Raw genomic sequence first — 20,501 nt, 5'->3', positions numbered from 1 at the left:
TTTTTCCGCGAGCGCGCCATGAACCGCTTTCTTCCCGACCGCTTCACCCAGTTGCTCATCGGCACCGTGCTGCTGGCCACCTTCTTCCCGGCCACCGGCAGCTTCGAGCACTTCATGCACATCGCCAGCAATGCGGCCATCTCGCTGCTGTTCTTCCTGCATGGCGCCAAGCTCTCACGCGAGGCGGCCCTGTCCGGACTGAAGCAACCGCGCCTGCACCTGCTCACGCTGGCCTCGACCTTCCTCCTGTTCCCGCTGCTGGGCCTGGCCTTGAAGAGCATCGTGCCGGATCTGCTGACGCCGCAACTGTGGATGGGCGTACTGTTCGTCTGTACGCTCTCCTCCACCGTGCAATCCTCGATCGGCTTTACCTCCATCGCGCGCGGCAACGTGCCGGCGGCGATCTGCGGTGCCACTGCATCGAACCTGCTGGGCATCGTCATCACGCCGCTGCTGGTGACCTTGCTGCTGCATCGTCATCACGAAGCCAACGGCATGTCGCAGGTGCTGAGCATCCTGCTGCAACTGCTGCTGCCCTTCGTGCTGGGCAACCTGATGCGTCCCTGGATCGGTGACTGGATCAATCGCCACAAGGTCATCGTCAATGTCGTCGATCGCGGCGGCATCCTGCTGTCGGTCTATGCCGCCTTCAGCGTGGCCGTGGCGCAGGGTGTGTGGCACCTGTTCCCGCCGGGGCAGCTGGCCTTGCTGGTGCTGGTCAATGCGGTGCTGCTGGGGACCGTGCTGCTGGCGACCACCTATGGCGCCCGCGCCCTGAAGATGCCGCGCGGCGATGAAATCGTACTGGTCTTCTGCGGCTCCAAGAAGTCGCTGGCCTCGGGCATCCCCATCGCTTCAGTGCTGTTTGCCGGCAGCGGGGCAGCGGTGGTGCTGCTGCCGATCATGCTGTTCCACCAGATGCAGCTGATGCTGTGCGCGGTACTGGCGCGGCGCTATGCGGCTCGCAAGGAAAGTGAACAAAGCGGCGAGCACCCGCAGCAGGAGGGCGTACCAGCGGCGGCGACGCGCTGATTGCTGACCGTTTCTTCCCGCGGGCGCGAGGGCTACTGACAGGACGGTGTCAGTAGCCCTCGCGCATGATGCGTTCCATGCCAGCCGGCATAGACAACGCTCCCCTCCCAAGAAAAGGAAGAACATCATGCAAACCCAAGTCAACTGGTTCGAGATCGCCACCAAGGACCTGCAGCGCGCCACCCGCTTCTACGAAGCCGTCTTTGCCACCAGGCTGCGCCAGGAGCAGCTGTCCGAGGAAGGCCCGATGGCCATCTTCGTGCGCGATGACGGCCAGTCCATCGGCTGCCTGACCGGCCCCGGCTGGCTGGAGCCGACCCGCCAGGGCACGCTGATCTACCTCGATGCCGGCCCCTCGATCCAGGCCGTGCTCGACCGCGTCAAGGCGGCCGGCGGTGAAGTGACCATGGAGCGCTTCCAGCTGCCCAACGATATCGGCTACATCGCCCAGTTCATCGACAGCGAAGGCAATCGCCTGGCCTTGCACGCGATGCATTGAACGGACCGGATCGGCTCGCCAGGCCAGCGCCATGCCCGCATCTTGCACAGCAGCATCGAAGTTCGTGGCGGGCCGGGAGCATGCGTGCCAGAATGGCGCGCATCATTTTTTCCTCTGCCTGTCATGCGTCGAGCCGACCGCCTGTTCCAGATCACCCAGTACCTGCGCGGACGCCGTCTCACCACGGCGCGCCAGCTGGCGCAATGGCTGTCGGTGTCGGAACGCACGGTCTATCGCGACATCCGCGATCTTTCGCTGTCGGGCGTGCCGGTGGATGGCGAAGCCGGGGTCGGCTACCGCATCAAGCCTGGCTATGACCTGCCGCCGCTGATGTTCAACGCCGATGAAATCGATGCGCTGGTGATCGGCATGCGGATGGTGCAAGCCTGGGGCGGCCCGCAGCTGGGCGCCTCGGCGGCCTCGGCACTGGCCAAGGTGGTGCTGGCCCTGCCCAAGGAAAAACGCGATTTCGTCGAGGCCACGCCGCTCTTTGCGCCGGCCATGCAGGACGACTGCGGCCAGGGCGAGCGGCTGGAAGCCATCCGCCAGGCCATCAACAGCCGTCACAAACTGCTGCTGCATTACACCGATGCCCAGCAACGCAGCAGCCAGCGGGTGGTGTGGCCGCTGGCGCTGGCCTTCTTCGGCGGCACCTGGCTCTTGGCCGCCTGGTGCGAAACGCGTGACGATTTCCGCTCCTTCCGCCTGGACCGCGTCCGGCAGATGAGCGAACAAGGCCATTATCCTGACCGCAATGGCCGCCGCCTGCCGGACTTCGTGCGGGCCATGCAGCGCCAGGTGCGCGCACAGCAATCCTCCGCGGCGGCTCCGGCAACACCACCGGCGCCTGCCGCCCCGCCGCCCGCTGCCTGACCGGGCGTGGCGCTGCGCCAACGCAAAGCGCATATGCTGCTGCAAATTGATTCGTTCGCAAGCCGGGGCACCGGGGTTAGGCTGGGACCGTCACTCACTTCCTGCGAGTCCCTTCATGCGTGCTGCTGCCTCTGCTTCCGCTTCGGCCTCCACGGCCGGCCCCATCGCCTTGTCCCTCGGTGACCGCTGTGTGCTCTGCGTCGGCGGCCTGACCGGTGCCCGCAATCACTACCGGGCCGAGATCGAAACCCGCGCCGGGCGCTTCCTGCATCACGATGGCGGACGCGAGGACAACCTGCACCGGCTCACGCCCATGCTGGCCGCCGCCGACATCGTCATCTGCGCCTCCGGCAACATCAGCCACAACGCCTACCACCTGGTCAAAAGCACCTGCAAGAAGCTGGGCAAGCCCTGCGTGCTGGTCAAGGGCACCGGCATCGCCTCTTTCCTCGATGGCCTGGGCCACCTGGCCGCCAGCGAAGCACCGCAGGAAGGACGCTCGGCCCGCGGCGACCGGGTGTTGCGCGGCAAGCGCTAGGTGATTCCTGCCGACAACAAAAATATCCTGCTGTTTGGAAAAAATCTCAAATCCCCCCTACAATCGACTCCCCGGCCCGCCCTGCGTGCCGTACCGACAACATGCCAAGACGGCAATTTCCGGGAGTTCGTTTGAAGATCGTATCTCGCCTGCGCACCTGCCTGCGCCCGCGCCTGTGCGCGCTGGTGCTGACGCTGGCCGGTGCCGTGGCCGGCGCACCGGCGGCGCAGGCCGCGCCACAACCCAGCTTCGGCATTGAGGTCGGCAATGCCTTGCTGTGCCTCAACCAGCTCAACAGCAAGTATTTCTTCGATTACCTGGTGGCCGCCTTCGGCCCGCCCTACAAGACCGAGGGCGGAGCCTACTGGTTCAAGGCCACCAATGTCACGCTGTGGGGCATGCAGGCCACCGATTTCCTGGTCAATGACAGCAGCAGCCAGGCCGACTTCATCGGCGCGTATTTCAACACCACGCCGGTCAAGCTGACCGATGCCATCAAGGGCGCACTGGGCATCCGCTTCACTCCCGAAGATGATTCAGCCTATCCGATGAGGCAGTCGCAGGCCGGCAGCAAGATCGTCTACAACGATACCAACGCCAAGATGTATTGCGCCAAGTCCAAGTTCCTGGTGCCGGGGCCCGAGCAGCCCTGAACGCGGAGCGTCGAAGAACCATGAAAAATGCGGCCCGGTGGGACACCACGGGCCGCATTTTTCATTGGGGCAGCGGGTAGCGGCTAGCGCTATGCAGCTCAAGCCTTGCGGAAATCGTCGGTGGTGCGGATGCAATCGCGCCCCGCTGCCTTTGCCAGGGCCAGCGCCTTTTCCGATTCGCGCAGCACGGTATCGGGTTCGTCGACCTGACGCTGCGGGGCCACGGCGGCGATGCCGATGCTGATGGTCACGCGGCCGGTCGGGCTGGCGCTGTGCTCGATGTTGAGCTGTTCGATCGACTTGCGGATGCGTTCGGCCACGATCAGTGCGCCGTCCAGGCGCGAACCCGGCAACAGCACGGCAATCTCCTGGGTACCGAAACGCGAGAGCAGATCTTCCGGACGCACGTTGGTATCGCGGATGGCGCTGCCGACCCGGCGCAAGACCTTGTCGCCGGCCATGCGGCCATAGCTGGCGTTGTATTCATCGAAGAGATCGATGTCGATCATGATGATGGCCAGCGACAGGTTGGTGCGCGCCGCGCGGTTGAATTCTTCCAGCAGGCCGCGCTCGAACTGGCGGCGGTTGGCCAGGCCGGTCAGCGCATCTTCCAGGCCGACGCGGGCCAGGGTCTTTTCCATTTCTTCCAGGTGGGTGCGGGCATCATCGCGTTGCTCCACCAGTTGCTTGTGCTCTTCCTGCAGCTGCTGCATGCCGGCCTCCAGACCGGACAGCGGTTGCAGCAGTTGCCGCGCCAGCACCCAGGACAGCAGGGCCGACACCAGCACCAGGACCACGGCAGCGACCGCCAGGCCCTGCGTGCTGCCATTCATGGCCATGGCGGTCAGCACGATGGCGGTGAGCAGCGCAGCGGCGGTGCCGGACAGGGTCAGGCGTGTTTGGAGTTGACGGGACAGGGACATAAGCTGAAAACCGACTTTCCTAAAAGAGAGGTTCGGCACCGGCAGGACAGGCGCGGCAGGCACGGCAGTGATGGGCGGCAATATGGCCACGCGAAATCGTACAGGCTAGTTCGCTGCGATGCAACGCGATTGCCGCCCTGCACGCAGGATAGGCGTGCTTGTCAGGGCGCTGTCATGAGGACGTCAGGCCGGGTGTGAGGAATTCACGACAAACGCGGCGGCAAGCTCATCCATGGCATCGGCACGCGCATCACGCCACCTGCAGCGCCCGCAGCAAGGGCAGCCTGGTACGCGCGAAGAGCCGCGCCTGCGTCGCCAGTTCAGCCAGGTTCTCGTCCTCGGCTTCCAGCCGCACGCCATCGCGCACCAGCCGCTTGCCCTGCGCAGCGATGTGCTGCCAGGCCTGGGCGGGCCAGGCTTCGACATCGTCGCCGCAGACATCGCGCGCCAGCAGGAACAACTGCTCGACCCGCTCCACCTTCACCCCGCCTCCGGTCAGCGGGCTGACCAGATGAGCGATGTCGCCCTCCTGGCTCTCCGGCAGCACCAGCGCTGCGCGCTGCAGGAGATAGGCATTGAGGTCGGCCGTGCGGCGCGCGATCTGGGCCTGGGTCGCGGCATCCAGCTCGGGAGGCAGCGGGGCCGCGTGGCCGGTGCCGATCAGCATCAGCGCCGAATCGATCACCTGCGACAGGTTCAGGTTGCGATGCGCCAGCGAGGCCGCCAGGTCCACCAGCGTGTGCGGCTGGTAGTCCGAGAGCGCCTGCAGGATCGGTTCGTAGATGAGCCGGTTGAGGGTGATCTCGGCGGCCACGTTCTGAATCGTCAGCGGCACCTTGTCCGGCTCGGTCAGCAGCACCACGCTTTGCAGCGCCAGCGCCTGCACGCGCTGGCGCTCATCCAGCACCTGCCCGCCGCGCACCCAGTAATCGCGGCGGAAGGTCTGGTTGACCATGAAATCGCGCGTGCTCTGGTACAGCACCGGGTCGTCGATCTCGGCCAGGCACTGGCGCTGCGCCGGGGTCAGGTTGGCCATGTCGAGGTGATCGATGTAGTGCGCCGGGCAGGCGAACTGCAGACCGGCTTGCGAGAAGCGGCGATGGATCTCGGCGAAGGGCTCGGCGTGCCAGTCGCGATTGAAATATTCGTGCGCGAGGTAGCTGCGCGACTGCTGCTGCAGCATTTTGAAGCGGTCGCGCATGAAGGGGTTGGCCTGGGCATAGACCGGGTCGGTCTCGAAGAGCCGTGTGGCAAAGGCCAGCGCGGCCTCGATGCGAGCGGCCGTGGGCAGGCCGCGTTCCTCGTTGCCGGCCAGTTGCGTGTGCTGCACCAGCAGGTCGCGCAGCGGCATGAAGGCCGACCAGCCCGGCTGGGTGTTGTAGCTCAGATAGAGCACGCCGCCCGGCTTGAGCTTGCGGTCGATGAAGTCGAGAATGATCTCGCGGTTGTCCTCGGAGACCCAGCTCCAGATGCCATGCAGGGCGATGAAATCGAAATCCGGCAGATCGTCGCGGCGGCAGAAATGCGAAAAGCTGGAATCCTCCAGCTGCGCGCCACTGCCACTGGCCGCCGCCAGTTCCTGGGCGAAGGCCGCCTGCAAGGGATTGAAATCATTGCCCCACCAGCGCGTGGTGGATGCCGCTGCGTGAAAATTGGTCGACAGGCCCTGCCCGAAACCCAGCTCGCAGGCGGTCTGGATGGCCGGTGCCTGCAGGCCGTGGAAGGCGAAGGCCAGCGGCAGGCGGGCCGGATTCATGCCGGGGTAATAGCCGTAGGTGTAGGCGATGTCGACGACGTAACCGTCATTCCAATTGGTCAAGGCGAGCTCCGGGCAGCGAACATGAGAGGGAGGAAAGCAAGGACAGCGCCAGCCTCAGCCGGCACCGGAGGCATCATCGCCGGCGTCGGTACCGGCAGCCGGCCCGGCCAGCGCGTTGTATTTGCGCGCATTGCCACGGGCCAATTCAACCGGATACTTGCGACGATTCAGTTCCATTTTTTCCAGCACGGCGCTGCGCAGGTCGACGCCGGTATGGTCGGCCAGCTGGATCAGATAGACCAGCACATCGGCCATCTCATGACGGATGCCTTCGCGCGCGGCGTCATCGAGTTCATGATCGGCACCCGTCGGCAGCCACTGGAAGTGCTCCATCAGCTCGGCCACCTCCACCGAGAGGGCCATGGCCAGGTTCTTGGGCGTATGGAAACGCAGCCAGTCGCGTTCGCTGGAAAAGCTACGGATGATCTCGCGCAATTCGTGCAGATCGGAGGGGGCAGCAGCGGGCTGGCCGGAGGGGGAAGCGGTCATGGGCTTGGCGTGGGTCTGGATGTTGTCGTCTTGGCCTTGTTGTCGGCAAGGTACTTTATCACCAACCCACACAAACCGGCCTCCACACTTGATCTGCGACAGCTTGTATCCCACAGGAATGATGCACAATGTAGCGCAACACACGACATTCTGACGAACATGCTGACACTTTTACGATCTCCGCTGCGTCTTCTGTCCTGCACCCTGCTGGCCACCACGCTGCTGGCGACCGGCTGCGACCGCCACATCGACCAGGAGCTGGCGGCCCACGAAGCCGCCCAGACCACGCTGGGCCTCACACCCAAGCAATTTGCCGATCGCTTCAACAACCGGCTGGCTGACGTGCTCAGGGACATGAAAGTGGAAGAGCCCGAGCACATGGCCCACCTCTACATGCTGGACGCGTCGCGCCTCCATCCGGGCAAATATGAATACGTGCTCGACACCCAGGTCGGCCCGGCCCGGACCACGCTCATCGGCACGCTCAACAAGAAGGGTGAGCTGCGCAACGTGGGCGTGATGATGACCAACAAGGTGCCCGGTGCCCGTGACGAATTCCTGATCTGCGCCTCCAGTGCCGCGCGCAGTTTCATCTCCGGCAGCGAGGACAAGCTGCTGCCCCTGATTACCCGCCTCACCACGGTCGCCCTGGACAATCCCGGCCAGCGCATGACCGAGGTGGTGGCCGACCAATTGCTCTCGGTAGAGCTGGTGCCGCAAGGCGTGCTGTTTCAGGTACAGCCGCGCCAATAAGCGACCACCGTAATGCCGATGACGATGATGAGCGGAAACAGTTTCCGTTCATCATTGCCCCTGCCCCGCCCGGCAGGAATGCTGCTCCCGTTTCTGGTTCACCCATGGAAAGTCCCGCCTTTTTGACCGATTGAAAGCGCGGTACAGCGTTTAGATTCTGGTCATCATGGTTTCCGTGTCGCGCCGCCCAAGCCGGATACAGGCTGGCGTCGCACATCTTTCGCGGAAATGCCATGGAACGCCATGACACCGACACGCAATTCCACACCAGGCCGCACGCGGCCCGGTATGAAAACGGGGTCGCCGCGCTTGGGGACGAAGCACGGCGGCTTTCTACAACAGCGGCAGGACCGTGACCCCGCAAGGTCAGCAACGGTCAGGGCAACGGGGGCAAGCATGCGCACGAATCTACCGATCACCACCACCGAGCGGTTGCTGGAGGATGGCAAGTCCATCGTCTCCAAGACCGACCTGCAGGGCAACATCACCTACGTCAATCCTTACTTCGTGGAAATCAGCGGTTTCGACGAAGCCGAACTGATCGGGGCCCCGCAGAACATCGTGCGCCATCCCGAGATGCCGCGCGAGGCCTTCGCCGACATGTGGGCCACGCTCAAGGAAGGCCTGCCCTGGAACGGGCTGGTCAAGAACCGCTGCAAGAATGGCGATTACTACTGGGTCCAGGCCAACGTCACGCCGGTGCGCGAGAACGGCCGCGCGGTCGGCTACATGTCCGTGCGCACGCGTCCTTCGCGGGAGCAGGTGCAGGCGGCCGACAGCGCCTATCGTGCCTTCGTCGGCGGGCAGGCACGCGGCCTGCGCATCCGTCGCGGCGCAGTGGCGCGCACCGGCTTCATCGGCTGGCTGCAGGGCCTGCGTGATCTGCCGTTGGCCAAGCGGCTGGGCTGGATGATGGGCGTGCTCACGCTCATGTTCATCCTCGGCGGTGCGGTCGCGGGCAGTGCCGTGCAGACGGCCGGAGGCAGCCCCTATGCGGTGTGGCTCGGCACGCTTGGTGGCGCTGCGCTGCTGCTGGGCTCGTGGGCGGTGCTGCATGCGAGCGTCGTGGCGCCCTTGCAGCGCGCCATCAAGTCCGTCCATGGCCTGGCCGGCGGCGATCTCGACCTGCATATCGATACCGATGCGCGCGGCGACATGGGCTTGCTGCTGCAAGCCCTGCAGCAGCTCAACGTCAACCTGCGCGCCATCATCGGCGACGTGCGCCGCAACGTGGAATCGATGACCATCTCCACCGGCGAGATCGCCAGCGGCAACATGGATCTCTCAAGCCGTACCGAATCGCAGGCCTCGGCACTGGAAGAAACGGCCTCCAGCGTCGAGCAGTTCGCCGCCACCGTGCGCCAGAATGCCGACTCGGCGGCCAACGCCGATCGCCAGGCGCAATCGGCCTCCTCCATTGCGCAGCGTGGCAGCCACTCGGTGCAGCGCATGGGCAAGACCATGGACGAGATCGACGCGGCGTCGCACAAGATCGTGGACATCATCGGGCTGATCGACGGCATCTCCTTCCAGACCAACATCCTGGCGCTCAACGCCGCCGTGGAAGCGGCGCGTGCCGGCGAGCAGGGACGCGGCTTTGCCGTGGTCGCCGCGGAAGTGCGCACGCTGGCGCAACGCTCGGCGGCCGCCGCCAAGGACATCAAAGGCCTCATCGACGACTCGCGCGCGAAAGTCGAGAGCGGCAACCAACTGGTCCGCGAAACCGCGCAAGCCATGGGCGACCTCGGGGGCGCGGTGGAAAACATGGCCGTCACGATGGCCGAGATCACGGTGGCCAGCAATGAGCAGAGCGGCGGCATCGAGCAATTGAATCAGGCCGTCAACGCCATCGACGAAACCACCCAGCAGAATGCCGCCCTGGTGGAACAGGCTGCCGCCGCTGCCGAGAACCTGCGCGACCAGTCGATCAAACTGAGCCAGGCCATGTCGGTGTTCAAGATCAGCTACAGCGGCCCGCGCTCACCGGCCTCTGCGAGCGCGAACACTGCCACGCGCCAGAAGGAAAACACGCTGGCACTGGCGCAGTAAGGCCCGCTGGCACGCCGTGCAAGCGGCATGCCTACACCGCTTTACAAGGCATTGCATTTCTTTACCCGATAAGGGGGTGTCCGCATCTTTGCACGGCCACCGCGCTTGCCTATGATGAACTCCTGTCCGCATCTTCCTCATCAGAGGGGGATGCTGGCTGCCTACCACTACAAGGGAGTTTCACATGAGCGTGTCTTCGGTCTCCTCCGGCAACAGCAGCTTCTACAACACCATCATCCAGCCCATCAAGAACGTCGCCTCCGAAGTCGGTGACGAGATTGAAAGCGCCTACGACACCACGGTCGATGCGGTTTCCTCGGCTGCGCATTCGGTGGCCGACAGCGTGACCTCGGGCGTCAAGGCCATCGGCAACATCATCGATACCTCCGCCTGATCTTGGGTGCCGCAGCATGGCGCCCGGACCGCGCCATGCAATAATTCGGGCTTCGCGACTACCGCCAGCCCGGACCCTGCCATGCTGCTGCATACCATCTACCTCATCGCCATCTGCGCCGAAGCCATCTCGGGCGCGCTCATGGGCATCCGCAAGGACATGGACATCTTCGGCATCTGCCTCATCGGCACCGTGGCGGCGCTGGGTGGCGGGACCGTGCGCGACATCCTGATCGGCCACTATCCGCTGGGCTGGGTGGCGCATCCCGAATATCTGGGCTTCACCATCTGCGCGGCGATCGTGGCAGCAGTCGCGGCGCGCGCCCTGCATCATTTCAAGTCCGCTTTCCTGGTAGTGGATGCACTGGGGCTGGTGGCTTTCACCATCATTGGCTGCGATATCGCGCGCAGCTTCGACAACTTCCACCCGGCCATCGTGGTGATGCTGGGCATGGTCACCGGTGTCTTCGGCGGCTTGCTGCGCGATGTGCTGTGCAACGAGATTCCGCTGGTCCTGCGACGCGAGATCTATGCCAGCGTGTCGCTGCTGACCGGCAGCCTGTATGTGCTGATCCTGCACTGGCAGATCGATGGCCGCATCGCCACCCTGAGCTCCCTGCTGCTGGGCTTTTCGGTGCGCCTGCTGGCGATCCGCTTTCACTGGGAATTGCCGCGCATGGACAAGGAGCGCGTACGCGGCTTCGACTGAAGCGAACGCCCTCCCTTGGCAAATGACATCCTTTGTTGCAATTGCCTGACTGCGCTTAGCAGACTCACGTAGTTCAATGCTGCCTCACTGCATCTCTTTCCATTTCTTTGCATGAGGTTGACCATGAAACGATTGACGACGCTGCTGGCTGCAGCGCTGCTGCTGACCACGCTGGGGGGCTGCGTCTGCGCGCCCTGGTTCTGCGGACCCGGCCCGGGCGGCGGCGGACCACGTGGAGGCTGGGGCGATGGCGGACCAGGCGGTGGTCCACGCTGAGATTTTTCCCCGGTGACAGACACGGAAGGCCGGAGCAAACTGACTCCGGCCTTCTCTTTTCCGCATTCTATATTTTGTATTCTGAATTACGTATTCCCTCTGCGGAGTTCTGATGCAGCTCCTCAGCCCAGTGTGCCGACGCTGGATTCCAGCAGCTTCCACGCCTCCTCGCCAAACCTGGCGCGCATGTCCTTGTAGAAATTGGCCTGTGCCAGCGCCTGCTTGAAGGACTCCTTGTCCGCATCGACGATCTGCAAACCCTTGCCGGCCAGGTCATTGCGGGCCATGCCGGAGAAGCTGGCGATGTCGGCGCGCTCATCGGTGGCGGCCTGATCGAGTTCGCGGCGGACGATCTCCTGGATGTCCTTGGGCAGCTTGTCGAAGGCGCGGCGGTTGCCGAGAATCCAGTAGGCGTCCCAGACGTGATTGGAGAGCGTGCAGAACTTCTGCACTTCGTAAAGCCGTGCGGTGCTGATGATGGCGAGCGGATTTTCCTGCCCTTCCACCAGCTTGGTCTGCAGCGACGAATAGACCTCGTTGAAATTGATCGGCGTGGGACTCGCGCCCAGTGCCGAAAACAGCGAGGTCAGCATCGGTGCTGCCGGCACGCGCAGCTTCAGGCCCTTGACGTCGGCGGCACTCCTGATCGCCTTGGTCGAGGTGGTGATCTGGCGGAAGCCGTTGTCCCATGGCTTGGACATGGTCAGCAGTCCCACCTTCTCGATCTGCGCGCGCACGTGCGCGCCCAGCGGGCCGTCCATGGCCTTCCACACGGCCGCGTAATCCTGGAAGGCAAAACCGGTATTGACGATACCGGCGGCCGGCACCAGCGTGGAGAGCACGGTATTGGCCTGGTTGAAGAATTCCACCCCGCCATTGCGGATCTGCGACATCAGGTCGGTATCGGAACCCAGCTGGTTGGCCGGAAACAGCTTGATCTCCATGCGCCCGTTGGTGGCGTTGCGGATGCGGTCGATGGCTTCCTGCGCGCGCTTGTTGACCGGGTGCGAAGGATCCTGGCCGGTCGCGAATTTATAAGTAAACTCGGCTGCATTGGCGGGCCGCGTGAGGATGGAAAACAGCGGCAGTGCAGCGCCGACAGCGCCTGCCTTCAGGATCTGGCGACGGCTCATCTTCTTTGATGCGATCTCGTCTTTCATCTTTTGTCTCCTGGCATTTTTTATGGTGGGAATCGATGAAACCGCGTCGGGCCACACGACCGAGCGGCGCGTGAACAACTCAATGGATCAGCATGCCGCCGTTGACATCCAGCGTGATGCCGGTGCAGTACTGCGACAGGTCGCTGGCCAGGAACACGCAGACGCCGCCCACGTCATCCGGCCCGCCCAGGCGGCCCAGGGGAATGGTCTGGGCGATCTCGGCTTTCTTCTCGGCACTGAGGATGTCCTTGTTGATGTCGGTCGAGATGAGGCCGGGCGTGACGCAATTGACGCGAATGCCGTCCGGTCCGAACTCGCGCGCCATGGCCCGCGCCAGACCCAGCACGCCGGCCTTGGCCGCCGAATAATGCGGACCACCCAGGATGCCGCCACCGCGCTGGGCCGAGACCGAGGAGATGCAGACGATGGAACCACCCTGCTGCGCACGCATGGCCGGCAGCACTGCCTGCGACATGTAGAGCGTGCCGCGCAGGCTGACATCGAGGATGCGGTCATAGTCCTTGCCGCTGATGTCGAGGAATTTGGCGGGCTGGGTGATGCCGGCATTGTTGACCAGAATGTCGATGCGGCCGAACTGCTGCAGGATCGCTAGCGCTGCGGCCTCGCAGGAGGCCTTGTCGGTGACGTCGGCCACCAGGCCGAGATGGCCCTCGCCCAGACGGGCAGCAGCGGTGGAAGGCTCGGCGCGTTCAAGGTCGAGGATGACGACGCGCGCGCCTTGCGCAGCCATCAGGCGCGCGGTGGAAAATCCCAGGCCGTTGAGCCCGGCACCGCCGGTAATGACGGCAACTTTGTTCTTGAGCAGCATGGTGTGGTCTCCTGAAAGTGGCATGCGAATGAGCAACGGTGAAGACCTCCGCGCAGTCCTCCTGCGAGCGGATGCCGCGCCAGATAGCGCGCATGGACGGATGTCTCCCTGTTGTTCTGGCGGCGATCTTCGAACTTTCATCCGGCTGCGACAAGTGATGCTTTGTCATGAAAATGTGACGAAGCTTCATCTGCCGGATCGATGCGCTAAAATCGGCCGCGAGCCCGCGCCCGCGCATGCCGTGACGCAGCAGAAACATTCACAAGACCAAAAACCGAGACACCATGATTCCTCCACTGACCTCTCTGATGGCCTTCGAAGCGATCGCACGCCGCAAGAGTTTCAATCTTGCGGCGGCTGAATTGCATCTCACGCCGTCGGCCATCAGCCACCAGGTGGCGCGTCTGGAAAAGCTGCTGGGGCTGCGCCTGTTCGAGCGTTCCACCAAGGGGGTGGAGCTCACGCCGGCAGGACAGAGCTATCTCAACCGCGTGGCCGGTGCGCTCGGGGCGATCAATTCGGCCACCGACGATTTGCGGCATGGCGTGGAAAATTCGCTGCAGATCCATTCCAGCCCCAGCTTCGCGAGCCTGTGGCTGATGCCGCGCATCGGACGCTTTACGCAGCGCTATCCGGAGATCGCCTTCGGCTTGTCGGCCTCGCCGGAAATTTCCGATTTCGAGATCGGGCAGGTGGATCTGGACATCCGCTGCGGCGTACCGCACTGGCCGGATCTGGAAATCGAACCGGTGTTGTCGGAGCAGGTGATCCCGATGGCCAGTCCCGATTTTCTCGCGCGCCATCGCATCGAGACCCCGGAAGACCTGGTGCTGGCCCCGCTGATCCAGTCGCGCGGCAGCCTGCTGCAATGGCCGGAATGGTTTGCCCGCTACGCGCCGGACCTGCGTCCGGAACGCATCGCCCTGCGCTTCGACCGCGCCATGATGAGCATCGAAGCAGCGGTACAGGGATTGGGCGTAGTCTTCGAGAGCGATGCCTTCGGCGCCGGGCATCTGGCCAGCGGACGGCTGCAGCCGGTGTTTTCGAATGGCATGGCGCTGGAGATCACGCAGCACTTTGCGGTTTGTCCGGCACGCAACAAGTCGCGGCCGGAGGTGGTGTTGTTCCTGCAGTGGTTGCGTGAAGAGAGCGGGAAACTTGCGTCTACTTGACGCCAATTCAGCCAAGCCTGAATTTTCATCGCTTGCCTGTACCCGTACCGACCGCCAAGAATAAGTCTCCACCATTACAACGGAGACTGACGCATCGCCCTGTTCTGCCGGGCAGATGCGTCTTGCTGTCATGACCCCACATCCCCTGCAGCCGCTGGCGCATGCCATCCGCTTTCTTTCCATCGACGCCATCGTGCGCGCCACTGAAGGCCATCAAGGCGTGCCGCTGGGCATGGCCGAGATCGCCACCGCCCTCTACGCCCGCCACCTGCGCTTTCATGCGGCCGATCCGACCTGGCCGGACCGCGACCGCGTGGTGCTCTCCAATGGCCATGGCTCGATGCTGCTCTACAGCCTGCTCTACCTCACCGGCTACGAACACATCACGCTGGAGCAGGTGCGCAACTTCCGTGAATTCGGTTCGCACTGTGCCGGCCATCCGGAATACGATCCGCAACTCGGCATCGAAGTAACCACCGGTCCGCTCGGCCAGGGCATCGCCAATGCCTTCGGGATGGCGGTCGCCGAGGCTTACCTGAATGCGCGCTTCGGCGATGGCATCGTCAATCACCGCACCTACGCCTTCGTCGGCGATGGCTGTCTGCAGGAAGGCATCGGACAGGAAATGATTTCCCTGGCCGGCCATCTGCGCCTCGCCAAACTGACTCTGCTGTGGGACGACAACCAGATCACCGATGACGGCGCCACCGAACTCTCCATCAGCGAGAACGTGCCCGAGCGTTTCCGCGTGGCCGGCTGGCACGTGGTGGAGGTGGACGGGCATGACATCGAGGCAGTCTCGCGCGCACTCGATGCCGCACGCGCCTCGGACCGTCCCTCGATGATCGCCTGCCGCACCATCATCGGCCGTGGCATCCCGCGTGTGCAGGGCCAGCGCGGCGGCCACAGCGCACGGCTCCACGCGGAGGATGCACAAGCCGCACGCGATCTGCTGCAATGGCCGCATGCCCCCTTCGAGATCCCGCAGGACATCCTCACGCCGTGGCGCAACTTCGGCCAACGCAATCGCGATGAACATGCCGCCTGGCATCAGCGCCTGCAGGCCCTGCCGCCCACGCAGCGCGCCGAATTCGAACGTGTCCTGCGGGGTGACTTGCCCGATGGGTGGCAGGAGGTGTTGCTGCAATTCAAGCGTAGCGCGCACGAGCCTGCGCAGGCGCAGGGCGGCATCCTGATCTCGGCCGCGCTCAATCAGCTGCTGGCCGAAGTGATCCCGGAACGCATGGTGGGCTGTGCCGATCTCGAAGCGCCCACGGCGCACAAGGGTTCGCTCAAGGCCTTCACCGCCAGCGACCGCAGCGGTGCCTACGTGCACTGCGGTGTGCGCGAACACGTGATGGGTGCGATGGCCAATGGCATGGCCGCGCATGGCGGCGTGATTCCGCTGGCCGTGACCTATCTGGCTTTCTCGGACTATGAACGCCCGGCCATGCGCATGGCTGCGCTGATGGGCTTGCCGGTGAAATTCGTGTTCAGTCATGACTCCATCGGCATCGGCAAGAACGGGCCGACACACCAGCCGGTGGAAATCCTGGCCTCGCTGCGTGCCATGCCCAACATGCTGGTGATGCGTCCGGCCGATGCCAGCGAGGCGGTGGAATGCTGGGAAGTCGCCATGCAGCACCGCAGCGGACCGGTCAGCCTGGTCTTCGCACGACAGAGCCTGCCGCCGGTGCGCAAGCGCTTCGAGGTGAGCAATCTCAGTGCGCGCGGGGGATATGTGCTGGAAGAGGCGCAATGCGGTCCGCGCCAGGTGAGCTTGCTGGCCACCGGTTCGGAGGTGGCCATCGCTTGTGCTGCGCGCGACCTGCTGGAAGCGCGGGGCGTGGCCACCGCCGTGGTATCGCTGCCGTGCTGGGAATTGTTCGATCAGCAGGACAGCGCCTATCGCAACGCCGTGCTGGGCAAGGACACGATCCGTATCGGGGTGGAAGCTGCGGTACGCTTTGGATGGGACCGCTACCTGGGCGCACGCGGCGGCTTCGTCGGCATGGCGGGCTTCGGTGCGCCGGGGCCAGCGGATGTGCTGTACCGGCATTTCGGCATCACGCCGGAGGCGGTGGTGGCGCAGGCTTTGCAGCTGCTGGACAGTCCGCACAGCCAGACGACATAAACCATTTATATGATTTATATCGGTTCCAGAACGCAAAAAGCCCATCTGAAACCAGATGGGCCGTTCATTGATTAACGCTGGATTCCCTCATGACCCTGGCGATCTGCCAGGTGCTGCGAAGGTGTCCTGCCCGGCCTATCTGGCCGGTGCTGGACTCAATCCAGGTGTTCGTGTTGTGGTCCGGAGGCCGCCGTTGGTGCGGGCCGGTGTCACGCTCTACGAGCGATTAATTAACTATTTGCTACACGGTTTGCGCCGTGACTGACGCGCTCCTGCCTTCGTGGTTCACCTGCCCGCGCTATCTGCACGGCCACAGCTGAGTCTCTGGCAGGAACGACGTCCTGCGCTGCCCTGACCTTCGGTACCGGCCCTCCCTGGCTATCTGCCAGGTGAGAGTCTGCGACAAAATCGCGCCGACATGAAAGGACTGCGGAGTCTGCCGGCCTGGCCTCTGGAGCGTATGGAATTCCGGAGGCGTTCAGGCGCGGTCAGCGAGGATGTTCTGCTTCGCTTGCGCGAAAAGCTTGGTCTTAGATGACCTTGATGTTGGTGGCCTTTTCACCCTTGGGGCCGACACCGCGGTCGAAGGACACGCGCTGGTTTTCCGACAGGCTGCGGAAGCCGTTGGACTGGATGTCCTGGAAGTGCGCGAAGACGTCAGCGCCGCCAGCATCAGGAGTGATGAAGCCGAAGCCCTTGGCATCGTTGAACCATTTGACTACGCCGGTTTGAGTGCTCATGTTTGTTTCCTTTGGAAAAGTTTGGGACGAATGAAGGCAGATGCCTGATAGGCACTTGAAACCAAGAACTGAAACCGAAGGAAAGAAAACAGAACGACCGAGGAGGGAACGACAGTCAGGCGGAATTGGAACCAACAAGAATACAACTTGATGCAAGTACAGGTCGTATTGTACACCACATGCGACATCTTGCAGGTATCTGTTGATAAATGTGTGGTTTTTCTGTAGGCATCGCCCGCTTGGCCGCCCCGGCAGGGCGGCTCCGCCCGGCTACTGCGTCGCCACCGGCAAGGAGCGTCACGCCATCAAGACGCCCGGCATTGCCGCCGACAGTGACTTGACCGCTTTTTGCTGGCCCAACGTAATTCCGGTATATTGGCCCGAAGAAAAAAGAGGCCGTGTCCCGTTGTGCGCCGGAGGTGGGCGGCGCTGATGGCATCGCGGGTTCCGTTGCATGTCACCCAGTCACTGCGTGCTCGATGCCCCTTCCCGAACGCCCCTTGTTTGATCCGTCCGACGACGATGCCACCGTGCCTGGCTTGCCGGTACGCTTCGGCATTTCCGCCCTGGTGATGGCGGGCATGGTCCTGCTGGCCGTGGTGCTGGTCTCGGTAGGCTGGTGGGGCGCGCGCCAGGTGCTGCTGGACATGGCCGAGCGCTCAGCCGAGGATGCCGGGCGCATCATGACCGAACGCTCGCGCCGCATCATCGATCCGGCCGTGGCTACGCTGCGCCAGCTGGCCTTCGATCCGATCACGCAAGCCACGCAACTCGATGAGCGCCTCACGCGCATCGCCGCCTTCTCCATCGACCTGGTCGCCAATCCGCTGGTGTCGGCAGTCTACGTGGGCTACCCCAATGGCGACTTCCTGCTGGTGCGCTCGCTGCGCGGTGCCGACCAGCGCGCCTTCTTCTCGGCACCGGCGGCATCGGCCTTCCTGGTACAAAGCATCGTGCGCGATGCCGATGGCACGCAGCACGGGCAATACCGTTTCTATGATGCCGAACTGAAACTGCTGGCCCTGCGCGATGAGGCGGACTATCTCTTCGATCCGCGCACGCGCCCCTGGTATGCCACGGCGGACCGCTCGCTCATCCCTTCCATCTCGGCCCCTTACGTCTTCTTCACCACGCGCCAGATCGGCATCAGCCTCTCGCAGCGTGCGCGCGACGGCGAGGCCGTGGTCGCCATCGACATGACGCTGGACGACCTCGCCGCCAGCCTCGGCAACCTGCGCCTGACGCCCAACAGCGAACTGGCACTGGTGGACGAACACCAGCGCGTGATTGCCTACAGCGACATGGCGCGCGTACTGGAACAGGAGGGCGAGAGTTTCCGTTTCCGCAGTCTCAAGGATCTGGAAGTCCCGAGCCTGTCACGACTCTCCGCACGTGCGCTGGCCGGCGAGACCAGCGCGCTCTACAGCGTGAACGGGCGTGAGTGGCTGGGCTTGTCGCTGCCCTTCGACGTCATCGATGGCCATGCACTGAGGCTGCTCATTGCCGCGCCCGGCGACGAACTGCTGGGCCAGCTCGACCGCAATCGCAAGACCCTGGTGCTGGTGGCCTTCCTGGTGGTGCTGGCGTTCCTGCCGCTGGGCTGGTGGGCCGGACGCGCCATCGGACGCAGCATGGAGCGGCTGGCGGTGCGGGCCGGACGCATGTCGCGTTTCGACTTCCGCACGCAGGACCGGCGGCGCAGTACCCTGCGCGAAATCAACATGCTCACCGACATGGTGGACCACGTGAGCCTGACGGTAGAAGCCTTCCTCGACATCAGCGCCATCCTCAGTACCGAAACGCATGTCGAGGAGATGCTGCAGCAGGTGCTGGAGAAATTCGTGCAGGCCACGCGCTGCGACGGCGGTGCCGTCTATCTGTGGCAGCGCGAAGACGGCCAGATGCAGCGCGCGGCGGCCTACGGCCAGCAATGCGGATTGACCGACAGCATGGCGTATGACGCACAAGGCACAGGTGCAGGCCCTGCCGACACCATCGCCGCACGCGCGACCGACGATGGCCGCATGCGCGTGGAACTGGATCTGCGCGGCCGCAACGGTTCACTCGAAGGTTTGCTGGTGCTGATGCATGCCCATGACAGCGTGCACGAGGATCCGCGCTTCCTGGCCTTTGCGCGGCGTCTGTCGGGCATGCTGGCGGTGGCCATCGAAACGCGCCAGCTGATCGCTGCGCAGAAGGCCCTGCTGGAATCCCTGATCCGCCTGATGGCTGACGCCATCGATGCCAAGAGTCCTTATACCGGCGGCCATTGCGAACGCGTACCGCACCTGGCCATCCAGCTGGTCGACCGCCTGGCGCAGGAAAGTGAAGGCCGCTACGCCGGCTTCACCCTCAACGAGGACCAGCGCTATGCCTTCCAGCTGGCGGCGCTGCTGCATGATTGCGGCAAGGTCACCAGTCCCGAACACATCGTCGACAAGGCGACCAAGCTGGAGGTGATCCACAACCGCATCCACGAAGTGCGCATGCGTTTTGAAGTGCTGTGGCGCGATGCCGAACTGGATCTGCTGCGCGAGCTCTACGCTGCCTTGCCTGCAGCCCGGGCCGAATCCTGGCGCGCAGAGCTGGAGCGCCGCCGGCATCAGCTGCGCGAGGACTTTGCCTTTGTCGCGCAATGCAATGTCGGGGGCGAAGCCATGTCGGACGACGCCATCGCACGGCTGCGCCAGATCGCCATGCAGACCTGGCAGCGGCATTTCGATGACAGCCTGGGCCTGGCCGATGAAGAAAGCCGGCGGCTCGCCGCGGCGCGTGGTGGACAGAGGCAGCAGGAACTGCCCTGCACCGAGACCTTGCTGGCCGACAAGCCGGAACACAAGGTCGCCTGGGAAGACGGACACCGGCCGCCGGTTGAACGCGGCGACCCGCGCAATGTGCTGGGCTTTGACATGCAGCTGCCGCAGGTCCGGCAGAACATGGGCGAGCTGCACAACCTGACCGTGCGGCGCGGCACGCTGACCGAAGAAGACCGCTTCGCCATCAACAATCACATCGTGCAGACGCTGGTGATGTTGAAGAGCCTGCCGTGGCCGGATTCGCTCAAGAGCGTGCCCGATACCGCCGCCAATCACCACGAAAAAATGGATGGCACCGGCTATCCGCGCCGCCTGCGCGCATCCGGGCTGCCCTTGCAGGACAGGGTGATGGCGCTGGCCGATGTGTTCGAAGCACTCACGGCGGCGGACCGTCCGTACAAGCCGGCCAAGACCTTGTCGGAATCGCTGCGCATCATGGCCAGGATGTGCCGGGAACAGCATCTGGATACGGAGTTGTTCCGCTACTTCCTGCACAGTGGCTTGTGGCGGACTTATGCGGATGAATTGCTGCGGCCGGGGCAGCGCGATGCGGTGGATATTGCGGCGATTGAAGACTTGCTGGAAGCGCATCCCGCGTAAGGCAGGCGATGCGAAGCTGAAGTCCGCCTTTATCGTAGAATCTC

The 20,501-nt window shown here is 64.0% G+C and carries 19 protein-coding genes; 13 read left to right on the top strand and 6 right to left on the bottom strand.

All coding sequences use genetic code 11. The features are described 5' to 3' along the window. Nucleotides 1-18 precede the first annotated feature (18 nt). The 5 genes from J2X56_RS20385 (at nucleotide 19) to J2X56_RS20365 (ending at nucleotide 3,595) form a co-directional block, all read left to right on the top strand. On the top strand, nucleotides 19-1,032 hold the full coding sequence (locus J2X56_RS20385) for a bile acid:sodium symporter family protein (protein WP_204726113.1): 1,014 nt from the start codon (nucleotides 19-21) through the stop codon (nucleotides 1,030-1,032). Nucleotides 1,033-1,159: 127 nt separating this feature from the next. Further along, nucleotides 1,160-1,531, top strand: a complete 372-nt coding sequence (locus tag J2X56_RS20380) for a VOC family protein (RefSeq protein ID WP_121042838.1) — start codon at nucleotides 1,160-1,162, stop codon at nucleotides 1,529-1,531. A gap of 123 nt (nucleotides 1,532-1,654) precedes the next feature. Then, the gene (locus J2X56_RS20375) at nucleotides 1,655-2,404 is read left to right on the top strand and encodes a YafY family protein (protein ID WP_166675034.1); all 750 of its coding nucleotides are present in this window, start codon (nucleotides 1,655-1,657) and stop codon (nucleotides 2,402-2,404) included. 115 nt (nucleotides 2,405-2,519) lie between these two features. Continuing rightward, nucleotides 2,520-2,942, top strand: coding sequence for a DUF2325 domain-containing protein (locus tag J2X56_RS20370; RefSeq protein ID WP_034331887.1), 423 nt, complete (start codon nucleotides 2,520-2,522; stop codon nucleotides 2,940-2,942). A 131-nt stretch (nucleotides 2,943-3,073) separates the two neighbouring features. After that, nucleotides 3,074-3,595, top strand: coding sequence for a hypothetical protein (locus J2X56_RS20365; protein ID WP_034331888.1), 522 nt, complete (start codon nucleotides 3,074-3,076; stop codon nucleotides 3,593-3,595). 98 nt (nucleotides 3,596-3,693) lie between these two features. On the opposite strand, the gene J2X56_RS20360 is transcribed toward J2X56_RS20365, so the two are convergent. The 3 genes from J2X56_RS20360 to J2X56_RS20350 all read right to left on the bottom strand — a co-directional run bounded on the left by J2X56_RS20360 (nucleotide 3,694) and on the right by J2X56_RS20350 (nucleotide 6,826). Further along, on the bottom strand, nucleotides 3,694-4,518 hold the full coding sequence (locus tag J2X56_RS20360) for a diguanylate cyclase (RefSeq protein ID WP_121042834.1): 825 nt from the start codon (nucleotides 4,516-4,518) through the stop codon (nucleotides 3,694-3,696). A gap of 250 nt (nucleotides 4,519-4,768) precedes the next feature. Further along, nucleotides 4,769-6,337, bottom strand: coding sequence for a methyltransferase regulatory domain-containing protein (locus J2X56_RS20355; protein ID WP_209568112.1), 1,569 nt, complete (start codon nucleotides 6,335-6,337; stop codon nucleotides 4,769-4,771). Nucleotides 6,338-6,391: 54 nt separating this feature from the next. Beyond that, nucleotides 6,392-6,826, bottom strand: coding sequence for a nucleotide pyrophosphohydrolase (locus J2X56_RS20350; RefSeq protein ID WP_121042830.1), 435 nt, complete (start codon nucleotides 6,824-6,826; stop codon nucleotides 6,392-6,394). Between the two features lie 159 nt (nucleotides 6,827-6,985). On the opposite strand from J2X56_RS20350, the gene J2X56_RS20345 reads away from it, so the two are divergent. From J2X56_RS20345 to J2X56_RS20325, 5 genes are all read left to right on the top strand, one after another. After that, complete coding sequence (locus J2X56_RS20345) at nucleotides 6,986-7,579, top strand: attG domain containing protein (protein ID WP_134135580.1); 594 nt, start codon at nucleotides 6,986-6,988, stop codon at nucleotides 7,577-7,579. A gap of 396 nt (nucleotides 7,580-7,975) precedes the next feature. Next, nucleotides 7,976-9,628, top strand: coding sequence for a PAS domain-containing methyl-accepting chemotaxis protein (locus J2X56_RS20340; protein ID WP_121042826.1), 1,653 nt, complete (start codon nucleotides 7,976-7,978; stop codon nucleotides 9,626-9,628). A 184-nt stretch (nucleotides 9,629-9,812) separates the two neighbouring features. Beyond that, nucleotides 9,813-10,022 (top strand): hypothetical protein, encoded by a 210-nt coding sequence (locus J2X56_RS20335; protein WP_034331894.1) that lies wholly within the window; start codon nucleotides 9,813-9,815, stop codon nucleotides 10,020-10,022. A gap of 81 nt (nucleotides 10,023-10,103) precedes the next feature. Then, the gene (locus J2X56_RS20330) at nucleotides 10,104-10,730 is read left to right on the top strand and encodes a trimeric intracellular cation channel family protein (RefSeq protein WP_034331895.1); all 627 of its coding nucleotides are present in this window, start codon (nucleotides 10,104-10,106) and stop codon (nucleotides 10,728-10,730) included. A 123-nt stretch (nucleotides 10,731-10,853) separates the two neighbouring features. Continuing rightward, entirely contained in the window at nucleotides 10,854-11,006 is a 153-nt protein-coding gene (locus tag J2X56_RS20325) for a hypothetical protein (protein ID WP_166675556.1), read from the top strand. Nucleotides 11,007-11,128: 122 nt separating this feature from the next. Here J2X56_RS20325 and J2X56_RS20320 read toward each other — a convergent pair whose 3' ends face one another. Continuing rightward, nucleotides 11,129-12,166, bottom strand: a complete 1,038-nt coding sequence (locus J2X56_RS20320; RefSeq protein ID WP_121042824.1) for a TRAP transporter substrate-binding protein — start codon at nucleotides 12,164-12,166, stop codon at nucleotides 11,129-11,131. Between the two features lie 79 nt (nucleotides 12,167-12,245). Next, nucleotides 12,246-12,995, bottom strand: coding sequence for an SDR family NAD(P)-dependent oxidoreductase (locus J2X56_RS20315; RefSeq protein ID WP_310162128.1), 750 nt, complete (start codon nucleotides 12,993-12,995; stop codon nucleotides 12,246-12,248). 284 nt (nucleotides 12,996-13,279) lie between these two features. Between J2X56_RS20315 and J2X56_RS20310 the strand changes: the two genes are divergently transcribed. Together J2X56_RS20310 and tkt are read left to right on the top strand one after the other, a co-directional pair. Continuing rightward, nucleotides 13,280-14,167, top strand: coding sequence for a LysR substrate-binding domain-containing protein (locus tag J2X56_RS20310; protein WP_310162126.1), 888 nt, complete (start codon nucleotides 13,280-13,282; stop codon nucleotides 14,165-14,167). A 130-nt stretch (nucleotides 14,168-14,297) separates the two neighbouring features. After that, the gene (gene tkt / locus J2X56_RS20305) at nucleotides 14,298-16,301 is read left to right on the top strand and encodes a transketolase (protein WP_310162124.1); all 2,004 of its coding nucleotides are present in this window, start codon (nucleotides 14,298-14,300) and stop codon (nucleotides 16,299-16,301) included. Nucleotides 16,302-16,831: 530 nt separating this feature from the next. Here tkt and J2X56_RS20300 read toward each other — a convergent pair. Beyond that, the gene (locus J2X56_RS20300) at nucleotides 16,832-17,041 is read right to left on the bottom strand and encodes a cold-shock protein (RefSeq protein ID WP_006461922.1); all 210 of its coding nucleotides are present in this window, start codon (nucleotides 17,039-17,041) and stop codon (nucleotides 16,832-16,834) included. A gap of 479 nt (nucleotides 17,042-17,520) precedes the next feature. On the opposite strand from J2X56_RS20300, the gene J2X56_RS20295 reads away from it, so the two are divergent. Beyond that, the gene (locus tag J2X56_RS20295) at nucleotides 17,521-20,457 is read left to right on the top strand and encodes an HD domain-containing phosphohydrolase (RefSeq protein WP_310162123.1); all 2,937 of its coding nucleotides are present in this window, start codon (nucleotides 17,521-17,523) and stop codon (nucleotides 20,455-20,457) included. Nucleotides 20,458-20,501 lie beyond the last annotated feature (44 nt).

Source organism: Herbaspirillum sp. 1173 (assembly GCF_031455335.1).
GTDB lineage: Bacteria > Pseudomonadota > Gammaproteobacteria > Burkholderiales > Burkholderiaceae_D > Herbaspirillum > Herbaspirillum huttiense.
This window is presented reverse-complemented; position numbering and strand designations above follow the sequence as displayed.